The sequence below is a fragment of the Leucobacter tenebrionis genome (genome assembly GCF_019884725.1).
Classification (GTDB): Bacteria; Actinomycetota; Actinomycetes; order Actinomycetales; family Microbacteriaceae; genus Leucobacter; species Leucobacter tenebrionis.
This window is the reverse complement of sequence record NZ_CP082322.1, coordinates 3,172,638-3,190,435: the sequence shown is the minus strand read 5'-3', so window position 1 is coordinate 3,190,435 and position 17,798 is coordinate 3,172,638. Positions and strand designations below refer to the sequence as shown.

Here is a 17,798-nt window from a genome sequence, read left to right as displayed (position 1 = left end):
CACTCGACCGTCAGGTCTTGTCTGTGAATGTCCGTCGTATTGACTACACTCACTCCCCAGAGGCGCAAATTTGGAGCGCCTATTGAGATAGGCGAGGAACTCGGATGGTGGACACCCGCGTACTGATCGGGCAGGGACTCGACGCCGTTGCTGAGGCCCTGCAGCCGATCGTCGCTCAGCGTTTCTCTCAGCTTCTGCCCGGCGTCTCCGATTGGACGCGAGTGCTGCGGGAGAAGGACGAGCAGAATGGGCGACGGTTCGAAAGCTACAACCCCGCCGACCTGCTCCTGTTGCTCCGCGCGATCACCGAACGCTTCGGATCCATCGGATACCCGTTCCAGGACCTCATCGCCCGCCAGACCTCCAACTGCGCGAGCGAGCTTCGCACGGTCCGGAACCGCTGGGCGCACAATGAGACTTTCTCAGCGGCGGAGGCCTACCGTGCGTTGGACACCGCCGCACTCCTGCTGTCCGGGATCAACGCCGCGACCCAAGGCGCAAAACTCGCCGCTTTGAAGCTCGAAGCGCTCACCGCGATGCAGCCTTTCGTCGAAAGACCCGCGGAGACTCCGAAGACGGTTCCCGCGAGCATGCAGCCATCGACCGCGAGGCATGCGGAACCTGCGGCACCTCTGTCCACGGCAGCCGACCCGGAGGGTTCCGATGCTCCCCGGGGTGCCTCCGCGTCGTCCGTCGCCGGCTTCGACGTATCCGCCGTTGATGTGCTGAGCTATGCGCTGGCGCACTGCAGCGTCGCCATCGTGAACGAGATCACCATCAACTACCGCGGAGCAGAACTCCGCGGTGCTTCAGTCGAAGTCGAAGCGCTCAGTCCGATGGGCGCTCTCGGGGATCCGAAGGTTCTGCTCGTCGACCTCGACGGGGAGAACAACCTCTCCCTGAAGGCCGTCGCCTTCACCTTGGACTCATCCCGAATGCTGGCGTTGGACACCCAGCACGAGGGAAGTCTCCGTCTCACGCTGCGCGGGCCCGACGACCAGGTGATCACGGAGCACCAGCACGCGGTGCGCATCCTTGCCTCGAACCAGTGGATCGGTAGACCGCTCCAGCTCGGTCTCGAGCTCATCGCCGCCTTCGTACAGCCAAACGCGTCCGAGATCGAGAAGCTTGCCGGCGAAGCCTCCGAGCTGCTCGGCAAAGCCACGGGGAATTCGGCACTCGACGGATACCAGTCGGGAAGCCCCGAACGCATCGACGCTGCGGCGAAGGCCGTTTACGACGCGATGCAGGCGCGAAGTATCCGGTATGCGGAACCGCCGGCCAGCTGGGGACTCAACGGCCAGAAGGTGCGTACACCCGAGGAAGTCCTCTGCGGACGACTCGGAACCTGTCTCGACACCACCGTCACCTTCGCCGCCGTTCTCGAGGAGATGGGGATCAACAGCACGCTGTGGTTCGTCCCCGGACATGTGTTCCTGGGTTACTGGAGGTACGAGAGCTCGCTCGACACGCCGGCCGAGGTCGATGCCTCGGAGGCGATCAACTATGTCGGCCTCGGCAGTCTTCGCCTGATCGAGACCACATCCGTTCCGCTCGGAGAGAGCTTCGAGACCGCTGCACGACGACCCATGCTCGAGCATTTGTCCAAGGGGGCGAGTCATTTCGATGGCGTCACCGATATTCAGCAAGCCAGGCTGTCCGGTATCCATCCGCTCCCGAGCCGTTCCTTCAATGACTCCGGAGAGTTGGTCGTCAGAGAGTATCGCATCGCTGCGAGCTCCCCTGCTCTCGAATATCTACCGGAGGTCTCGTCGAGCGACGGGAACACCCAACGTCGGCTTCCGACCCGCGTGGTGCAGTGGAAGAACGCGCTCCTCGATCTCAGCCTCCGCAACCGTTTGATCAATTACTCGGGCCGGGCAGGGCACGCTCTCGAGGTACCGCAGCCGAAGCTCGGGGACTTCGAGGATCTCATCAACTCGGGAGCAGCGGTTACCCTCGTGCCCTCGGACCGGATTCCCGAGATCGACCGTTCACGCGGCATCCGATCCGGACGGGAGCTGCCGGAAACGGCCCTGGCCGTCATGCTCGACGAGCGCAAGCAGGTCTTCATCGATCTGCGCGAGGAGGCGTACTCGAGCCGACTGAGGGCCCTGGCCTACAAGGCACGAACGATCGTCGAGGAGACCGGCGCGAACAATCTCTATCTGGCGCTCGGCATGCTGCGGTGGGACTTGGCAGGTCGAGAGCTGCGTTCTCCTCTGATCCTCGTTCCGGTCATGTTAACGAGTTCCGCTCGCGGCCAGGGCTACCGCATCAGCCTCGACGATGCAGGGGAATCCACTCCGAACTACTGCCTGCTCGAGAAGCTGCGTGTCTCGCTCGGTCTCGAGATCCCGGGGCTTGCAAATCCTGCGCATGACGAGTCCGGAATCGACCTGGCCGCAGCACTGGCGGCGACTCGCCGCGCCCTCGCCGATGCGAAGCTTCCTTTTACCGTTGAAGACTCGGTTGAACTGGCGATCCTGCAATTCGCCAAGTTTCGGCTCTGGAAAGACGTCGACGAGAACTGGGACGCGTTCACCTCCAACCCGCTCGTCGATCATCTTGTGCATTCTCCGACGGAGACATTCAGTGACCCCGCGGCCACCCCGGCGAACCCCGATCTCGATGCCGTCATCACCGAGCTCCCCGTGTCGGCCGACTCCTCACAGGCTGACGCCGTGGTCGAAGCAGCTGCCGGACGCACCTTCGTGCTTGAGGGACCCCCCGGCACGGGCAAGTCCCAGACGATCACCAATCTGCTGGCGCATTCCATCGCTCAGGGCAAGCGCGTGCTCTTCGTCGCCGAGAAACGCGCTGCGCTCGATGTGGTGAAACAGCGTCTCGAGGCCGTCGGACTCGGTCAGCTCAGTTTGGACCTGCACGATAAGGGTGCACGCCCCACCGCTGTGCGAGCACAGATATCCGCCGCGCTGGAGGCGGCCTTCATCGTCGACGAGGCTCGTCTATCTACCAACCGCGAGACGAACCAGTCGAGCGCCTCCTCGTTGCGCCGATACGCCGAGCGGTTGCACAAACCCAACGCGTTCGGATTGTCGCTCTACAGCGCGCGAGATCGCCTCCTCGCTTCCGAAGACGACACACCATCGCTTCCCGTCCCCGTGGCATTCATCCGGCGCGCCGATAAAACGGTGGCGGAACGAATCCGGGCCTCGCTGCGCAGTCTGCCCGAGACCGCTGATCTCGCGAAACCCGCCCCTGTGCACCCCTGGGGATTCATCGACTTCTCCGCAACCACGCGGTCTGCCGAAGACATCTACGCCGCCGCGCGTGAATTCGATCGGACGTTGGGAGATCTGATCAACGCTGGTGTCGACCAGGCGACCCTGCACCTAATCGAAGCTCCGGAGCAGATCGAGGCCTGGGCAAACCTCTGTCGCGCGCCTCGGTTCTCCCTCGAAGCGATCGATGCTGTCCGCCCGAGAATCGATTCAGGAGATTTCGCCGAGCTTCGTCGACGATTCGCACAGATCGCCGAGTCTCTGCCAGCATGGAGCGCATCCGTGGGCGTCGAGTGCTTGAGCAGCAACGTGCAGGAGATACACGCTCACGCGATGGCAGCCGATGGTTCCGGGATATTCGGCAGGAAGAAGCGCCAGCGCGCAGTGCTGCGAGAGTTCGGCGAGGCCCTTCGCGTTGACCCACGCAGCGTGCACCCGAAGGCGGTCTCGCAGCTCACTTTCGAGATCGCCCAGACCGCATACGCCATCGACGATCTCGTCCGACTTGCGATGAGCCTGCCATTCCCGCTCGTGCACGCAGACTGGAACCCCCACCTCGACCCTGGAGCGCAGCCGGCGCTCGCAACCCTCGACTGGCTGAAGTGGCTCATTCCCATACTGACGCGGAACGGCCCCTTCTCCGAGCCGTTGCGCGTCGAGCTCCGGAACTCCTATGCAGGGTCATCGGTCGACCTGAATCTGGCGGAGGCCCTGAGCAACTACGCCGCTGCGTGGCGTCGTCTGGATGCATTGGCGGGAGCGAACGACCGGGACGGAGCCCTGGCAGCGTGGAGTGCCGGTCGTGGACTCGTCAACACCTGGGCCGCAACCCGCGGACAGCGCCGCCTCGATGCGGACGCGCCGATCTCCTTGCAGCGATGGCTCGACTTCCTCCAGCAGCTCGAGCCGATCCGGCAGGAAGGCCTGAGTGAGGCCCACGAGATCCTGAAAACGGGCATGATGTCTGCCGACGATGCCGCACTTGCCTTCGACCGCGGACTCGCTGCATCAACCATCGAAGAACGAGAGGAGGCCGAAGGGCTCACCGCCTTCGACGCTGCGTCGCACAACCGATCCATTACGAGGTTCACGCGGAGCAGCAGCGCGATTCGTGAGGAGCTTCCGCGTTGGATCCCGCAACAGATCGTCGCTCAGCGTCGGGTGGATCCCCGCTACAACGGCGGGGCCATGGGCGAGCTCAAACGCCAACTCGGACGTAAACGCGGAGGCATGAGCATTCGTGCCCTCTTCGAACACTTCGAATCGATCATCCTCCAGATCTCTCCGTGCGTGCTGATGAGCCCCGAGTCCGTCGCACGTTTCTTCCCAGCCAAGTCGGACATGTTCGACATCGTGGTCTTCGATGAGGCCTCGCAGATTCGAGTCGCAGACTCCGTGGGCGCGATGGGGCGTGGACGCTCGGTCGTCGTCGTCGGTGACAGCCGTCAGATGCCCCCGACGAACTTCGCCGAGCCCCAGATTCACGAGGGAGACTCACAAGTCGAGGATGGTGAAACCGTCGTCGACGAGGAGTCGATCCTCACCGAGTGCGTCCAGGCGCGCGTGCCTCAGAAATGGTTGTCATGGCACTACCGCAGTCAGGACGAAACGCTCATCTCGTTCAGCAACCACACCTACTACGACAGTCGTCTGTCCTCCTTCCCGGCTCCGCCGAGCCCGTCTCACTCCGCGAGCCACGGCATCTCCCTGGTCCGTGTCGACGGCCATTTCAATAGGAGCGGAAAGGGCAAGCTGCTGCGGACGAACCAGATCGAGGCACAGGCAATCGTCGATGAGGTCGCCCGTCGGTTCGCTCGGAACCCTGCGGAGAGCCCTTCTCTCGGCATCATCACGTTCAACGCGCAGCAACGGGTACTCATCGAGACCATGTTGCGAGATCATCACGATGAGCGCCTCGCCGCTGCACTTGACGAACGGGATGGTCTGTTCGTCAAGAATCTCGAGAATGTGCAGGGCGATGAACGCGATACGATCCTGTTCTCCGTGGCCTTCAGCAAGAACGACCGCGGGGTGGTGCCGTTGAACTTCGGTCCGCTGACTCGAGCGGGCGGGGAGCGGCGACTCAACGTCGCCATCACCCGCGCGCGTCGTCAGGTCGTGCTGTATTCGAGCTTCGATCCCGGAGATCTACGCACGGAGAATACCCTCTCTGTGGGCATCAAACATCTGAAGGCGTATATGGAACTCGCGGACGCAGGCATACGCGGTTCGAGCCTCGACGCCTCGGTGCAGCCGCTCACCGATCGTCATCGAGATGAGATCGCCGCGGAACTGCGACTACGAGGCTTCGCCGTACAAACCGACCTCGGCCTCTCGGATTTCCGCATCGACATCAGCGTCGCAACGGCCGAGGAGCCCGAACGGCAGCTCCTCGCTGTCCTGCTCGACGGCGAGTCCTGGCGCTCGCGACGCACCGTCGCAGATCGCGACGGCCTGCCGGTGGAAGTGCTTGAGAATCTTATGCGCTGGCCCGCCGTGGAGCGCGTGTGGCTGCCGGAATGGCTGCAGGATCGCGAGACGACGCTGGATCGATTGGCCGCGGCCGTGAGTCGAACCTTAGAACGTCAAGTGTCCTCTGACCCCTTCCCGTTGGGTGAAGAAGCAGGACAAGCTCCGGCAACGGACCAGGGGCACCCCGAGATCTCCCGAGAGACGACTTTACGGTCTTCGCTGCGCCATGGAGCGGATCTGGATCCGGCTCCAAGCCCGACCAGTGCCCCGGATCGACGGTCCGCGATCATGGAGTTGCCGTCTACTAGAATACAGCACGAGCGGTTGACGCCTTTTGTGCCGTGGACCGGCACCGCCGGAGGAGGAGTCGATGTTCTCGACGCGCTGCCTCGTATGGATGCTGCCAGACAGGTTCGGGAGGTCATCCGCTCGGCCGTCGCCGCAGAAGGGCCCGTCCACGCCCAGCGGTTGGCCAAGCTCGTCGGGGAGAGTTTTGGGCTTTCACGCGTTGCGAGCGGTCGCGTCTCCAGCATTCTCGCGTGCGTTCCGAGCGACCTGCCCCGCAGCGAGAACGCCGAGTTCATCTGGCCCGCCGAAATCGATCCGAAGACATATACAACAGCCCGTCATACCGGCGGCGAACTACGACGCGAGATCGATTCGGTACCGCTGGAAGAGATAGCGAATGCGATGGCGATCGTCTCGGAGCTTTCGGGAGGAATGGAGACGGAGGCCATCCAGCGTGAGGCTCTTGCTCTCTTCGGGGGCAAGAGAATCACTAGCGGAATCGCGAGACGGCTCGAAGCCGCACTGGCGCTAGGGGAAGACTCCGGACGTCTGCGGCGCGTTGGTACCGTCTGGCGCACCGCTGACTGACCCCTCACTCCGCCTCGTACACCCCGCTCACGGTCGCACTCACGGTGATCTCGGCGACGGTCACCTCGGACGCCCCGGCGGCTGCGGCGGATCGCGCGAACGCCGCCATCGGGGTGCCGCCGACGGGCGCGTCGGAGATGCTGACGACGCTCTCGATGCGCTGGCCGAGCGCCCCGGCGTAGTCGTTCGCGACCTCGCGAGCGGATTCGACGGCGGCCTTGCGCATGCGGCGCTCGTAGACGCGGCGGGTGTTCTCGGTCAGGGACCAGTCGACGTCGGTGGTCACCCCGGCCTCGGCGAGCTCGGTGACGAGCGCGCTCACGAGCGACAGGTTCGACAGCTTCACACGCACACGGCTCGAGGTGCGGTGCTCAAAGACGACCTGCTTCGGCTTCCCCTCGGCGTAGCTCTTGTAACTCCAGGTGGTGATGGGATCGGCGGAGTGCCAGGTCGCGTCGCCGCTCGCCCGCAGCTGCTCGGCCCGCTGCACGAGCCAGTTGTGCAGGCGGGTCGCCGCGTCGATACTGCCGGAGCGGTCGCGTGACGTCACGGAGATGAGCGCGGTGATCGTGGCGCGTTCGGCGAGCACGTGCGTCTCGGCCGTGCCCGTGGCGTGGATCGTCGTCATGGCATCACGCTAGCAGGGGGCGAGGCCCGCGCATCCGTCGGCACGGCCTCCGCCCTCGGCGATTGCCGGATCGGGATCCGGATCGGGATCAGGGCACCTCGAGGGGCCACACCTCGACGACGCCCTGTGCGACGGCGCACGGCGTCCCCGAGACCATCTCGATCGCCTCCTCCAGGCTGCTCGCCTCGATGATCGCGAATCCCGCGATGGGCAGCTCGGACCGCAGGAACGCGCCGCCGGTCGTGCGAACCCCGGTGCCGTCGTGATTGCGCACCTGCACAGGCTCCCCGGCGACGCCCATGACGACGCTTCAACTGCGCAGCACCGCATCGTGCTCGTGGGCGCGGTTGCGGACCTCGGGATCGGTGCCGTCGTATCCGGCCTGATCCCCGTACCCGATCGTGATGAATGTGGCCATGATCCTCTCGCTTCCTCCCCTGTCTTCCCCATTGTCACCGGGCAGCTGCGTGAGGGCTAGGGGCGGGCAGGATCCGGATCGCCGCCGACCGTGACGATCAGCGTGATCAGGCCCTACGTGATCGCGGCCCTCGGTCGCCCCTGCCCGCTGCCACTTCCCACGGTTCACCGGGCGATAAGGCTTGTCTTGCCTTGCTTGCGGATCGCACCGATCCGGGTCACAGTAGACAGCATCGGAACGAAACAGTCCGACAGGATGAACGAAGGGGCGAGCATCATCATGGTTCAGACCAAGAAGCAGTCAGTCGTCGTGGCGAAGCAGGATATCGACCGAGCCGCGGGAGTCGAGCACTACCTCGCGCCCGTGGTACACGACCTCGTCGCTCTGGCGGTCGACGGCAAGCAGGCGCACTGGCACGTGCGCGGCGCGAACTTCATCGGCGTGCACGAGTTCCTGGACGAGGTCGTCGAGCATGCGCAGGACGGCGCCGACGAGGTCGCGGAGCGCATCGTCGCCCTCGGCCTGCCCGTCGACGCCCGCATCGGCACCGTCGCGAAGAAGGCCAGCCTGCCCGAGGCGAAGCAGGGATTCCAGCAGTCGGACGACACGATCCGCGACGTCGTGTCGCAGCTCGACGCAGCACTCGTCACGATCTACGCCGCGATCTCGGGGCTCGAAGACATCGACCCTACAAGCCAGGACATCGTGATCGCGCTGGCGCAGCAGCTCGACAAGGATCGCTGGTTCCTCGCCTCGCACCTGACGGTCTGAGCCGGGTCGACGTGCGCGGGTCCGGATCGGGACGATTTTCCGACCCGGATCCGCCGCGCGAGTGCTACGCCCGCTGCTCGCGGTACTCGACCGCGGCGGTCCAGATCTCGGCGAGTTCGGACCGGATGCGGCCCCACTGCTCGGTAGCCTCGTGGCTGTCACGGGCGCCGGTCCACAGGTGCACGTAGCGGCCGCTCAGCGGGTCGCCGCGCACCCACTCGTCGAGCCAGGCGTCGACGGCGTTCATGAGCAACTCCCCCGTCAGAGCCGCGCGCGACTCCTGCACGAGCCAGGTGATCCCGACCCCGGGAGGCGCGGCAAAAGGCTGGATCTGCTCCGCCGTCTTGACCTCGATGAACACGCGCCCGTAGCTCTTGCGCGGAAGGTCCGCGCACCAGTCGCTCAGGGATTCGATGTCGCTCGCGTCACCCGCCGCGAGCACGCACTCGAGGTAGCTCGGGCAGATGAAGATGAAGTCCGACGTGCTGTTCTCGTCGGCGTGGTCAGTGGCGCTCACACCGTTCATTGTACGTAATTTCACGCTTCGTCTGACGAATTCTCAGATTCTGCCGAGCAATCGTACCCGGTGTACGCGAAAACCCCGGCTCAAGCCGGGGTTTTCTGTGGCTGGGATACCAGGACTCGAACCTAGAATGACGGTACCAGAAACCGTAGTGTTGCCAATTACACCATATCCCAAGGCGGAAATCTGAGCTCCGAGGAGATCAGCACCGAGAGATAACTTTACCCGATCGGGCTGAGGAAGTCCAAATCAGGTGAGTACCTCACGCCGCCCGGGCGCGCTCTCCTGCGCGTGCCGCCCCGGCGAGTCTCAGACATAGTCGTCAGGAGTGATCTGCCGCAGCCCGGTGCTGTGCAGCACGAACTGGGCGCGCAGCCGCGGCCCGTGCTCGCCCGCCTCATGCGCGAGCGCGCGGGCCCAGGCGCGGTCATCGGCCGTGAACTTCTCCGGCCCTCGACGCTCCCAGATCAGCACGATCGCACTGCCGCCGACCGCCTCGCAGATCACGCCCGCACGCTCGACGAACACTCGGGGGAACGGGACAAGGCCGAGGTCGTCGGTGCCCACCAACTCATCGGGAGCATCGGGATAACCGTCCATCGGTATCAGGGGGCCGGTGGGCCGCTGCTGCTCGTCGAGCATGAAGATCCAGACCTGGCGATGATTCGCGGTTTGCAGCAGAAGCTCGATCACCTCCTGCAGGTCTGCGTCGGTCGCCAGCACGCGGTCGCGGTCAAGGCGGGGGTCTTCGGGGTCGAATTCGTCGTAAGTCATGCACCCAGCTTGGACGCTGGCCGACCACCCCAGGGCGCAGATCCGCCAATCTGTGGAGAAGTCATCCGGCAGACCATGATCCGCCGATTGTGAGCGAACTTCTGACCCGGGCTCCCAACCGGCTACGCCCCTTCGCAGCGGCAGGTCACGTTGTGCGCCCCAACCCCGCCCCAAGTAGGAGATCCCGTTTCAGGCGGGTGCAGTACCGGGAGAAGCGCCCGCACAGGGGCGGATCTCCTACCTGGGAGAGGCTGAGCAGCAGCGAAAGGCAGCCGACCGGAGGCTGAGCAGCAGCGAAAGTCAGCCGACCGGGGGTGAACAGTAGCGAAACTCAGCCGCCGGCGTGCCGCCCCTGCGCGATGTACTCGTCCGTGGCCCGCCGCGGCACGACAACCACCGGCACCGGCGCGTTGCGCACGATCTTCACGGCGTGCGAGCCGAGCGAGATGCGCGCCAGCGGGCCGAGGCTGCTCGATCCGACCACGAGCACCTCGGCGTCGAGCCAGGGGATCGACCGCAGCGCGGAGCCCCAGCTGTCGCCCGAGCCGACGACCACCTCGACCGATGCCGGCTGCCGCTCGAACCGCTCGATGCTGTCGAGGATCGCCCCCGCGTCTTCGCGGATCCTGGCTTCCCAGTCGGCGATGATCTCGTCTTCCACGTCGTTGCCGACCCTGGCGGTGAGGAATGCGCGCGGCCTGGTGTGGAAGGACGCGATGCGGATCCCCTCCCCCGCCTCGGCGGCGATCGCGGCCGCCCCCAGCACCAGCTCCGCCGAGGTCTCCGAACCGCTGTAGGCGGCCGTCACCCGCTCGAGCGTGGCTCCCGGCGCGGCAGAGAAGCCGTGGGGAGCGATGGCCACGGGAAGATGCGCGCTCTGCAGCAGCCCGGTCACGACCGAGCCGACCACCACCTCGCCATCGGCGCCGTCGTCTTTCGCACCCACGACCAGGCGCTCCGCCCCGATCTGCTCGCAGGCCTCGAGCAGGCCCCGGCGCGCGCTCGACGCGTCATGCACGCGGTAGCTCGCATCGATATCGTCGGGCACGAGCTCTCGTGCCTCGTCGAGCGCGGCCTCCGCCTGCTCGCGCACGAAGCGCTGGTACTCTCCGTCGACGCCGCTGAGCGGGCGCTGCGGCGGCCAACCGGCGGCGTTCACGGAAACGACCGCGAGGGGCAGATCCGATGAGCGCGCGAGCAGCACCGCGAGGCTCACCGCCGCGTGCGAGCAGTGCCCGGGAGCGACGCCGACGACGACACTCATCGTCGGCTCCCGGTGCCGCCGTCGGAGGACGAGGATCCCGAGCCGCCCGCGGAACCCGGCTCACCCGCGCTCACCACGGGGTCGCCCTCGGTCACGTCGGGGATCCGGAGCGTGCCGGTCTCGAGGTGCTCGGCCGCGCGCTCGGCGTCGCCCTCGCGGTAGCGACCCGGGCCGACCAGACGGATCAGACCGGTCTTCAGCTGCTCGCCGAGCACCGAGTTCTTGCGGCCGGTGAACCACCACCACACGAGCACGACCAGGGTCCACCCGAGGAAGACGAAGATGGTGATGGGGCGGAGATCCTTGATGATCCAGAGGCAGCCGATGATCGACAGGATCGGGATCACGGGGTACAGCGGTACGCGGAACTTGCGCTCGAGATCGGGTTCGCGCTTGCGCAGCACCATCACCGCGATCGATACGACCGTGAACGCGGCGAGCGTACCGATCGAGGTCATCTCGGCGAGGAAGTTGATGGGCAGCACACCCGCGAGGATCGCGACGATCACCGACACGATGATGGTGTTCGCGATCGGGGTCATCGTGCGCGGGTTGACCTTCTGGAAGATCTTGGGCGCCATGCCGTCGCGCGACATCGCGAACAGGATGCGCGTCTGGCCGTAGAGCACCACGAGCGTCACGCTGAAGATCGAGATCACCGCGCCCGCTGCGACGAGGGTGCCGGGCCAGCTCGCCCCGATGATGTTCTCGAGGATCTGCGAGAGCCCCGCCGACTGCCCCTCGAACTCGGAGGTGGGCTGCGCACCCAGCGCCGCCACCGCGACCAGCACGTACATTGTGGTCACCACGACGAGGGCCGCGACAAGCGCGATCGGCAGGTTGCGGCGAGGGTTCTTCGCCTCGTCGCCCGCGGTCGCGACGGCGTCGAGGCCGACGAACGAGAAGAAGATGAGCCCCGCGCCGGTCATCACGCCGCTGAAGCCGAAGGGTGCGAAGTCGGCGAAGTTGTTCGCGTTCCAACCGGTGATGCCGACGGCCACGAAGAACAGCAGCACGGCGATCTTGATGAGCACCATGATGGTGTTCGCTACGACCGAGTGGGACGTGCCGCGGACCAGCAGGAAGGCGCACATCGCGATCAGGATCACGGCCGGCAGGTTGATGACGCCGCCCTCTTCGGGGGCCGCCGACAGCGCCTGCGGCAGCTGGAAGCCGAACAGGTTGCCCATCAGCTGGTTCACGTACTGCGACCAGCCGACCGCCACCGCGGCTGTCGAGACGCCGTACTCCAGCAGCAGACAGGCCGCGACGCCCATCGCCGGCAGCTCGCCCAGGGTGCTGTAGGCGTAGGAGTAGGAGGATCCCGACACCGGCACGCTGCTCGCGAGCTCGGCGTAGCACAGCGCCGAGAGGCCCGCGACCGTGGCCGCGATGATGAACGACCAGATCACCGCGGGACCCGCGATCGGCACCGCCTCGGAGAGGATGAAGAAGATACCGGTGCCGATCGTGCCGCCGACGCCGATGAGCGTCAGCTGGAAGAGGCCGATGCTGCGCTTCAGCTTGCTGCCGCCCTCACCGCCGTCGCGCGGCACAGGCTTCACACGGAAGAGCTGCTGTCGCAGCGTTTGCGGTGTGGACATGATTCTCCAGACGTCTTCGTCGTATCAGGGGGCGGTCGGGCCGGGCGGCCCGGTTATCGGGTTTGAGTCTAAGCCGTGCGTGTGACGCGGAAGGTGCGCACCGCAGCATCTACGGCGCCGCGCACGTAACCGGTGGGCGAGGCTGCGACGGCCTGCAGGAAGGCGACCGTCTCCGCGGTGATCTCTTCGCCCGGGATGAGATTCGGGATCCCGGGCGGGTACGCCGCGAGGGTGTCGGCCGAGACGCGGCCGATCGCCTCCTCGGCAGGCACGACCTCCGTCTGCGCGAAGAAGCCGTCGCGGGGCGCCATGCGGAGCTTGCCGGGCGCGGGCAGGGCGGGGAAGGATCCCGCGGCCGCGTGCGCTTCGCGCTCGATCGCGGCGGCGTCGGACTCCACAGCCTTGACCATCGCGCGGTGCACGAGGTCGTAGTCAGGCGTCTTGCCCGCGCCGATCACGGCCACGAGCGAGGTGGCGGTCGACATCTCGAAGTAGATGCCGTCGACGTCGATGAGCCGCTGACGCAGCCAGTGCCCGCTCACTCCGCTCGCGGAGACGTCGATGGGCACGCGCAGCAGGTCGGTGGCGACGATGTCGTCGAAGCGTCCGAAATCGTCGCTGACCACCGCGAAGCGCGGGTCGTCGCGCAGCATCTGGCGGAACCGCTTGGCTCCCTCGATGGAGCGGCCGATCTGCTCCTCACCGGTCATCAGCGCGTGACGCGCGACGTCGAGCGAGGCGCGCAGGATCGCGCTCGTCGAGGTTGAGGCCGTCATCGTGAATGCGCGCTCGATGAGCGGCTCCAGGCGGTCGGCGAAGGGCCCGTGGCCGAGATGCAGCATGGCCGACTGCGTGAGGGATCCGGCGAGCTTGTGCGTGCTCGAGACCACGAGATCGGCGCCGAGCCGAGCGGGCGATTCGGGCAGTTCGGGGTGGAAGCCGAAGTGCGGCCCCCACGCGCCGTCCACGATGAGCGGTGCGCCGTGCGCGTGGGCGACCTCGCTGAGACCGCGCACATCGGCGACCGAGCCGAAGTAGCTGGGAGAGATGACGTAGACGGCGGAGGCCGGCCGTCCCTCGCGCTCGGCGAGGGTGAGCGCCTCGTCGAGGGCCGCCGGGGAGACGCCGTGCGCCATGCCGTGGGTCTCATCGACCGACGGGAAGACGAAGCTCGGGATCAGGCCGGCCGCGAGCACGCCGTCGCTGAAGCTGGAGTGCGCGCTGCGCTGGGAGACGATGTGCTCGCCGAGGCCGCGAGCCGCGAGGGCGGCGGTGCGATTCGCCTGCGAGGCGCCGTTCGTGAGGAACCAGGTGCGGCGAGCGCCCCAGGCCTCCGCCGCGAGCTCGAGCGCGCGGTCGAACGGCGAGTTCTCTCCGAGATCGAGACCGTCGATGAGCATGGGGACGTCGAGCTGCAGCGCGCGCTCCCCCAGGAGCTCGGCGAGGGGGCCGCTGATCCCCCGGTCCGTGCCGCCGTGACCCGGCACCATCAGCTGCACCGGTCCTCGTGCGACATATCGCTCGAGGGCATCCGCGTAGGGGGTCTCGGCGTGGCGACGCAGCTTGGCGTCGGCGCCGCGCGGACCGACGGAGGCCGTCGCAGTCGGGAGGCTCTCCAGTGCTACGGGGTCGGTCGAGGCGAAGTCATGGAGCATTCCTCCATGTTCGGCGGCGGCGACCCGAAGCGGAATCCCCGTCTTGACTCGGAAGCCACATACTTCATATGTGACTCGCTTGCGCAATTTACCATGATTCCAGATATGGGGTAGGGTGACTCGATGATCGATCTGCGTCAGCTCCAGGCACTCCGGGCCGTGCACGCCGAGGGCTCGGTGACGGGAGCGGCCCGTCGCCTCGCATGGAGTCAGCCCACGGTCGACTACCACCTCAAGAACCTCGACCGCCTGGTCGGCTCCCCCGTGATCCAGCGCTCGGCGCGCGGTAGCTCCCTCACCCCCGTGGGAGTGCTGCTGCTCGACCGCGGCGAGGAGATCCTGAGTCTCACCGATCGCGCGCTGCGCGACGCTCGCGACCTCACCCACATGGGTCGGGTGCGGCTCCGCTTCGGCACCTTCCCCACCGCCGCCGCGCGCCTGCTCCCGTCGATCGTGTCGCAGGTCGACGAACTCGGCATCGAGGTCGACGCCGTGCTGGCCGAGGTCGCGCCGCTCATCGACCAGGTGCACCACGGCACGCTCGACGCTGTGCTCGTGTACTCGGTGCCCGGCTACGACCTGCCGTTCCGCAACCACCTCGCCGTCACCGAGGTGCATCGCGACCCGCTCATGCTCGCCCTCCCGGCAGGGCACCCGCTGGCCGTGCCCGGCCCGATCGACGTGCCGACCCTGCTGTCGCTCCACGACGAACGCTGGCTGTTCGGAGCGACGGGCGAGGATCCGATGGACACCATCGTCATCGACGCCTTCCGCGAGGCCGGCCACTCGCTCGACGTGTCGATACGCTCCGACGACTTCCAGGTGCTGCTCGGCATGGTCGCGGCCCGCATGATCGTGGGCATGGTGCCGAAGCTCGCCGTCGGATCCTCGCACAGCGGCGTCCAGCTGCACCCCGGGGTCGTGCTGCGGCCCGTCGCCCACCCCGACTTCGCACGGTCGCTCCTGCTCGCGGCCCCCGGCGAGGGGGCGAGACGGCAGCCCTCGACGGCCGTGCGGCAGCTCGCGGTGGCGATCCGCGATTCCCTCGCCGCGCTCGACTGAGCAAGGGCGCACCCCGAGAACCGACCGGGCCTCCCGCAGCACCGCTTCTGCGGTGGTGGTCGGGAGGCCGTGCCGATCGCAGGTTCTAGTTCGCGGAGCCCTCGGCCGCCTCGCGGAAGCCCTCGCGGTACTCGGGGGAATCCTCGGGCTCGCTGTCTCCGAAGATCGCCTTGATCCAGTGCCCATCGGTGGGATTCGGGAAGAGGATGAACTTGCGGCCGAACTCCTCGGCGTCCTCCTCCGCGAGACCGCGGCGCTCCTCGACATCCTCGACGTAGTACTTGCGAGCGAAGTCGTTGAGGTTGTCGCCCAGGTAGACCACTACCTCGTACCGGTCGGCGATCTCGGCCTGCGCGGCCTCCTTGTCCGATGAGTCGCGCTGGATGGTCACGTGCTCGTCATCGGCGAACGGCAGGCCGGCATGCTCGAGGTTCGCGATCCCGAGCTCCTGCGTGCGCTCGCCCTGGTCGCGCTGCGACACGTAGAACACCTCGACACCCTTCGACTTCGCATACTCCAAGAACTCCACCGAGCCGGGAGTCGCCGTCGGCCCGTTCGCCTCCACCCACGCATCCCACATCGGATCGTCGAACGCCTGCTTCCCCTCGGAGATCAGCTGCTCCCAGTAGCTGTCGGAGCTCAGCACCGTGTCGTCGATATCGGAGACGATCGCGAGGGGCTTGTCGGAGGGCTGAGCGAGCGCCGCGTCGAGGCGATCCTTCGCCGCGTTGAACCCCTGTCGGTACAGCATGTCGCGCTCGGCCGCGGTCACCCGCCAAGCGGTGGCCACCGTGTAGATATTGAGCTCCTCGCTCTCGGAAGCCGAGGTCTGCTTCGAGGAATCCGAGGCCGCGGGCTGTGCGCACCCGGCGAGCAGCGCACCGGCGGCGACGAGCGAGAGTGAAGCGAGGATCGCAGTGCGGGCGCGGTGGGGCTGCGGCATGGAATGACTCCTTTGTTCGATATCCAGAACCTCCATTGTGACGCCGCCGCGGCTCCGCGGAGTATCGCCGATCGTCTGGCACCGCCCAGCCCGAGTATGTGGAGGTGTCGCGGAAGCCTACGCCCCGATGTCGCGCGGTCCGAACGCGAGCGGCAGCATTTCATCGATCGTTCGCACTCCGGCTGTGGTCTCGATCAGCATGCCGGGCGCCGCGTGCTCGACGAGCAGCTGCCGGCAGCGCCCGCAGGGCATGATCGTGGACCCCTCGCCGTCCACGCACACGAACGCCACGAGCCTTCCGCCCCCGCCCATGTGCAGCGCCGACACGAGCGAGCACTCGGCGCACAGCGTCAGCCCGTACGACGCGTTCTCGATGTTGCATCCCGAGACGATCCTGCCGTCGTCGACGAGCGCAGCGGCCCCGACCCGGAACCGCGAGTAGGGAACGTATGCGTGATCCAGCGCCGCGATCGCAGCCGCCCGCAGCGCCTCCCAGTCGATCTCGGATCCCGCTGCCCCGGCGCTCGCGGTCGCCTCGACGCTCACGCCGATCCCGAACCCGCGACCGATCCCGAACCCGCGACCAGCCCCGATCCCGCGTGCTCCAGCACCGGTTCAGCGCCGCGGCCGTCGAGCGCATCGATGTAGCGCAGCACGATGCCCTCGCGCAGCGCCCAGGGCGAGATCGTGAGCGTGTCGACTCCGAACACCTTCATCGCGGTGCGCAGCACGACCGCCCCCGCCATGATCTGGTAGCCGCGCTCGGGCGTGATCCCCGGCAGGTACTCGCGGACCGACCCAGGCATGTCGCGCAGCGTCGGCTCCCACTCGCGCAATCCCACGTAGTGCAGCTGCGCCAGGTCGCCGGTCACCGGGTCGGACGGCCCGCCGACGAGCCGGGCCAGCGACCGGATCGTCTTCGACGTGCCCACGACGCGCTTGGGCCTGGGGCGGTCCGCGAAGAACTCGTCACGAGCCCGCGTGAACTCGGCCCGCGCGTGCGCTCGCAGGCGCGACACCGCCTCGCGCGTGGGCGGGTCCTCGGGCAGGTAGTTGATGGTGGATCGACCCGCCCCGAGCGGCAGCGACACCTGCACGTCGGGGTACTCGTCGGCGCCCTGCGCGATCTCGAACGACCCTCCGCCGATGTCGAAGAGCAGGATCTCGCCGGCCGACCATCCGAGCCAGCGGCGCACGGCGAGCATCGTGATCCTCGCCTCGTCCTCCCCCGACAGCACCCGCAGGGTGACCCCGGTCTCGCGGGTGATGCGCGCGAGCACCTCCTCGCCGTTCGCGGCCTCGCGGATCGCGCTGGTCGCGGTGGCGATCATGTCGTCGACGCCGATCTCGCGCACGGTATCGGCGGCCTCTCGGATCGCGTCGATGATGCGGCGCACACCCTCCTCCACGATCGCGCCGTCGGAGTCGAGATACCGCATCAGCCGCAGCACCGAGCGCTGCGAGTGGTACGGCACGGGGCTCGCGCCCGGGTGGGCGTCGACCACGAGCAGGTGGACGGTATTTGATCCGACGTCGATCACTCCGAGGCGCATGGGGAGATTC

Annotated in this window: 13 protein-coding genes and 1 tRNA gene; 3 read left to right on the top strand and 11 right to left on the bottom strand. The window is 66.9% G+C overall.

Going from position 1 to position 17,798, the window contains the following annotated elements:
* Positions 1-104 precede the first annotated feature (104 nt).
* Entirely contained in the window at positions 105-6,593 is a 6,489-nt protein-coding gene (locus KVY00_RS14595; RefSeq protein ID WP_223043590.1) for a DUF3320 domain-containing protein, read from the top strand.
* Positions 6,594-6,597: 4 nt separating this feature from the next.
* On the opposite strand, the gene KVY00_RS14590 is transcribed toward KVY00_RS14595, so the two are convergent.
* Together KVY00_RS14590 and KVY00_RS14585 are read right to left on the bottom strand one after the other, a co-directional pair.
* Positions 6,598-7,221 (bottom strand): SIMPL domain-containing protein, encoded by a 624-nt coding sequence (locus tag KVY00_RS14590; protein ID WP_223043589.1) that lies wholly within the window; start codon positions 7,219-7,221, stop codon positions 6,598-6,600.
* An 88-nt stretch (positions 7,222-7,309) separates the two neighbouring features.
* Positions 7,310-7,495: a YciI family protein gene (locus KVY00_RS14585; RefSeq protein ID WP_223043588.1), complete on the bottom strand. Its 186-nt coding sequence runs from the start codon at positions 7,493-7,495 to the stop codon at positions 7,310-7,312.
* A 423-nt stretch (positions 7,496-7,918) separates the two neighbouring features.
* Between KVY00_RS14585 and KVY00_RS14580 the strand changes: the two genes are divergently transcribed.
* Positions 7,919-8,410, top strand: coding sequence for a Dps family protein (locus KVY00_RS14580; RefSeq protein WP_223045343.1), 492 nt, complete (start codon positions 7,919-7,921; stop codon positions 8,408-8,410).
* Positions 8,411-8,474: 64 nt separating this feature from the next.
* Here KVY00_RS14580 and KVY00_RS14575 read toward each other — a convergent pair whose 3' ends face one another.
* From KVY00_RS14575 to KVY00_RS14550, 6 genes are all read right to left on the bottom strand, one after another.
* Positions 8,475-8,936, bottom strand: coding sequence for an SIP domain-containing protein (locus KVY00_RS14575; RefSeq protein WP_255572665.1), 462 nt, complete (start codon positions 8,934-8,936; stop codon positions 8,475-8,477).
* A 98-nt stretch (positions 8,937-9,034) separates the two neighbouring features.
* A tRNA-Gln gene (locus KVY00_RS14570) sits at positions 9,035-9,109 on the bottom strand.
* Positions 9,110-9,242: 133 nt separating this feature from the next.
* Complete coding sequence (locus KVY00_RS14565; protein ID WP_223043586.1) at positions 9,243-9,707, bottom strand: hypothetical protein; 465 nt, start codon at positions 9,705-9,707, stop codon at positions 9,243-9,245.
* Between the two features lie 331 nt (positions 9,708-10,038).
* Complete coding sequence (locus KVY00_RS14560; RefSeq protein ID WP_223043585.1) at positions 10,039-10,971, bottom strand: universal stress protein; 933 nt, start codon at positions 10,969-10,971, stop codon at positions 10,039-10,041.
* Complete coding sequence (locus KVY00_RS14555; RefSeq protein ID WP_223043584.1) at positions 10,968-12,575, bottom strand: amino acid permease; 1,608 nt, start codon at positions 12,573-12,575, stop codon at positions 10,968-10,970. The genes KVY00_RS14560 and KVY00_RS14555 overlap by 4 nt, the downstream gene beginning before the upstream one ends.
* 68 nt (positions 12,576-12,643) lie before the next feature.
* Positions 12,644-14,230 carry an aminotransferase class I/II-fold pyridoxal phosphate-dependent enzyme gene (locus KVY00_RS14550; RefSeq protein WP_223043583.1) on the bottom strand — a complete coding sequence of 529 codons (1,587 nt, stop codon included), beginning with the start codon at positions 14,228-14,230 and terminating at the stop codon, positions 12,644-12,646.
* Between the two features lie 123 nt (positions 14,231-14,353).
* On the opposite strand from KVY00_RS14550, the gene KVY00_RS14545 reads away from it, so the two are divergent.
* Positions 14,354-15,292 (top strand): LysR family transcriptional regulator, encoded by a 939-nt coding sequence (locus KVY00_RS14545; RefSeq protein ID WP_223043582.1) that lies wholly within the window; start codon positions 14,354-14,356, stop codon positions 15,290-15,292.
* An 85-nt stretch (positions 15,293-15,377) separates the two neighbouring features.
* Here the strand turns inward: KVY00_RS14545 and KVY00_RS14540 are convergent, their stop codons facing one another.
* The 3 genes from KVY00_RS14540 to KVY00_RS14530 all read right to left on the bottom strand — a co-directional run bounded on the left by KVY00_RS14540 (position 15,378) and on the right by KVY00_RS14530 (position 17,788).
* Positions 15,378-16,235: a 5'-nucleotidase, lipoprotein e(P4) family gene (locus tag KVY00_RS14540; RefSeq protein ID WP_223043581.1), complete on the bottom strand. Its 858-nt coding sequence runs from the start codon at positions 16,233-16,235 to the stop codon at positions 15,378-15,380.
* 117 nt (positions 16,236-16,352) lie between these two features.
* Positions 16,353-16,781: a cytidine deaminase gene (locus KVY00_RS14535; protein WP_223043580.1), complete on the bottom strand. Its 429-nt coding sequence runs from the start codon at positions 16,779-16,781 to the stop codon at positions 16,353-16,355.
* Positions 16,778-17,788 (bottom strand): Ppx/GppA phosphatase family protein, encoded by a 1,011-nt coding sequence (locus KVY00_RS14530; protein WP_223043579.1) that lies wholly within the window; start codon positions 17,786-17,788, stop codon positions 16,778-16,780. Before KVY00_RS14530 ends, KVY00_RS14535 begins: the two co-directional genes overlap by 4 nt.
* Positions 17,789-17,798: the final 10 nt, after the last annotated feature.

What these genes read in the sequence shown, in the direction of transcription:
- KVY00_RS14545 (WP_223043582.1), top strand. Translation starts at nt 14,354, where the DNA reads ATGATCGATCTGCGTCAGCTCCAGGCACTCCGGGCCGTGCACGCCGAG.
- KVY00_RS14530 (WP_223043579.1), bottom strand. Translation starts at nt 17,788, where the DNA reads ATGCGCCTCGGAGTGATCGACGTCGGATCAAATACCGTCCACCTGCTC.
- KVY00_RS14540 (WP_223043581.1), bottom strand. Translation starts at nt 16,235, where the DNA reads ATGCCGCAGCCCCACCGCGCCCGCACTGCGATCCTCGCTTCACTCTCG.
- KVY00_RS14580 (WP_223045343.1), top strand. Translation starts at nt 7,919, where the DNA reads ATGGTTCAGACCAAGAAGCAGTCAGTCGTCGTGGCGAAGCAGGATATC.
- KVY00_RS14555 (WP_223043584.1), bottom strand. Translation starts at nt 12,575, where the DNA reads ATGTCCACACCGCAAACGCTGCGACAGCAGCTCTTCCGTGTGAAGCCT.
- KVY00_RS14590 (WP_223043589.1), bottom strand. Translation starts at nt 7,221, where the DNA reads ATGACGACGATCCACGCCACGGGCACGGCCGAGACGCACGTGCTCGCC.
- KVY00_RS14575 (WP_255572665.1), bottom strand. Translation starts at nt 8,936, where the DNA reads ATGAACGGTGTGAGCGCCACTGACCACGCCGACGAGAACAGCACGTCG.
- KVY00_RS14550 (WP_223043583.1), bottom strand. Translation starts at nt 14,230, where the DNA reads ATGCTCCATGACTTCGCCTCGACCGACCCCGTAGCACTGGAGAGCCTC.
- KVY00_RS14565 (WP_223043586.1), bottom strand. Translation starts at nt 9,707, where the DNA reads ATGACTTACGACGAATTCGACCCCGAAGACCCCCGCCTTGACCGCGAC.
- KVY00_RS14595 (WP_223043590.1), top strand. Translation starts at nt 105, where the DNA reads ATGGTGGACACCCGCGTACTGATCGGGCAGGGACTCGACGCCGTTGCT.
- KVY00_RS14560 (WP_223043585.1), bottom strand. Translation starts at nt 10,971, where the DNA reads ATGAGTGTCGTCGTCGGCGTCGCTCCCGGGCACTGCTCGCACGCGGCG.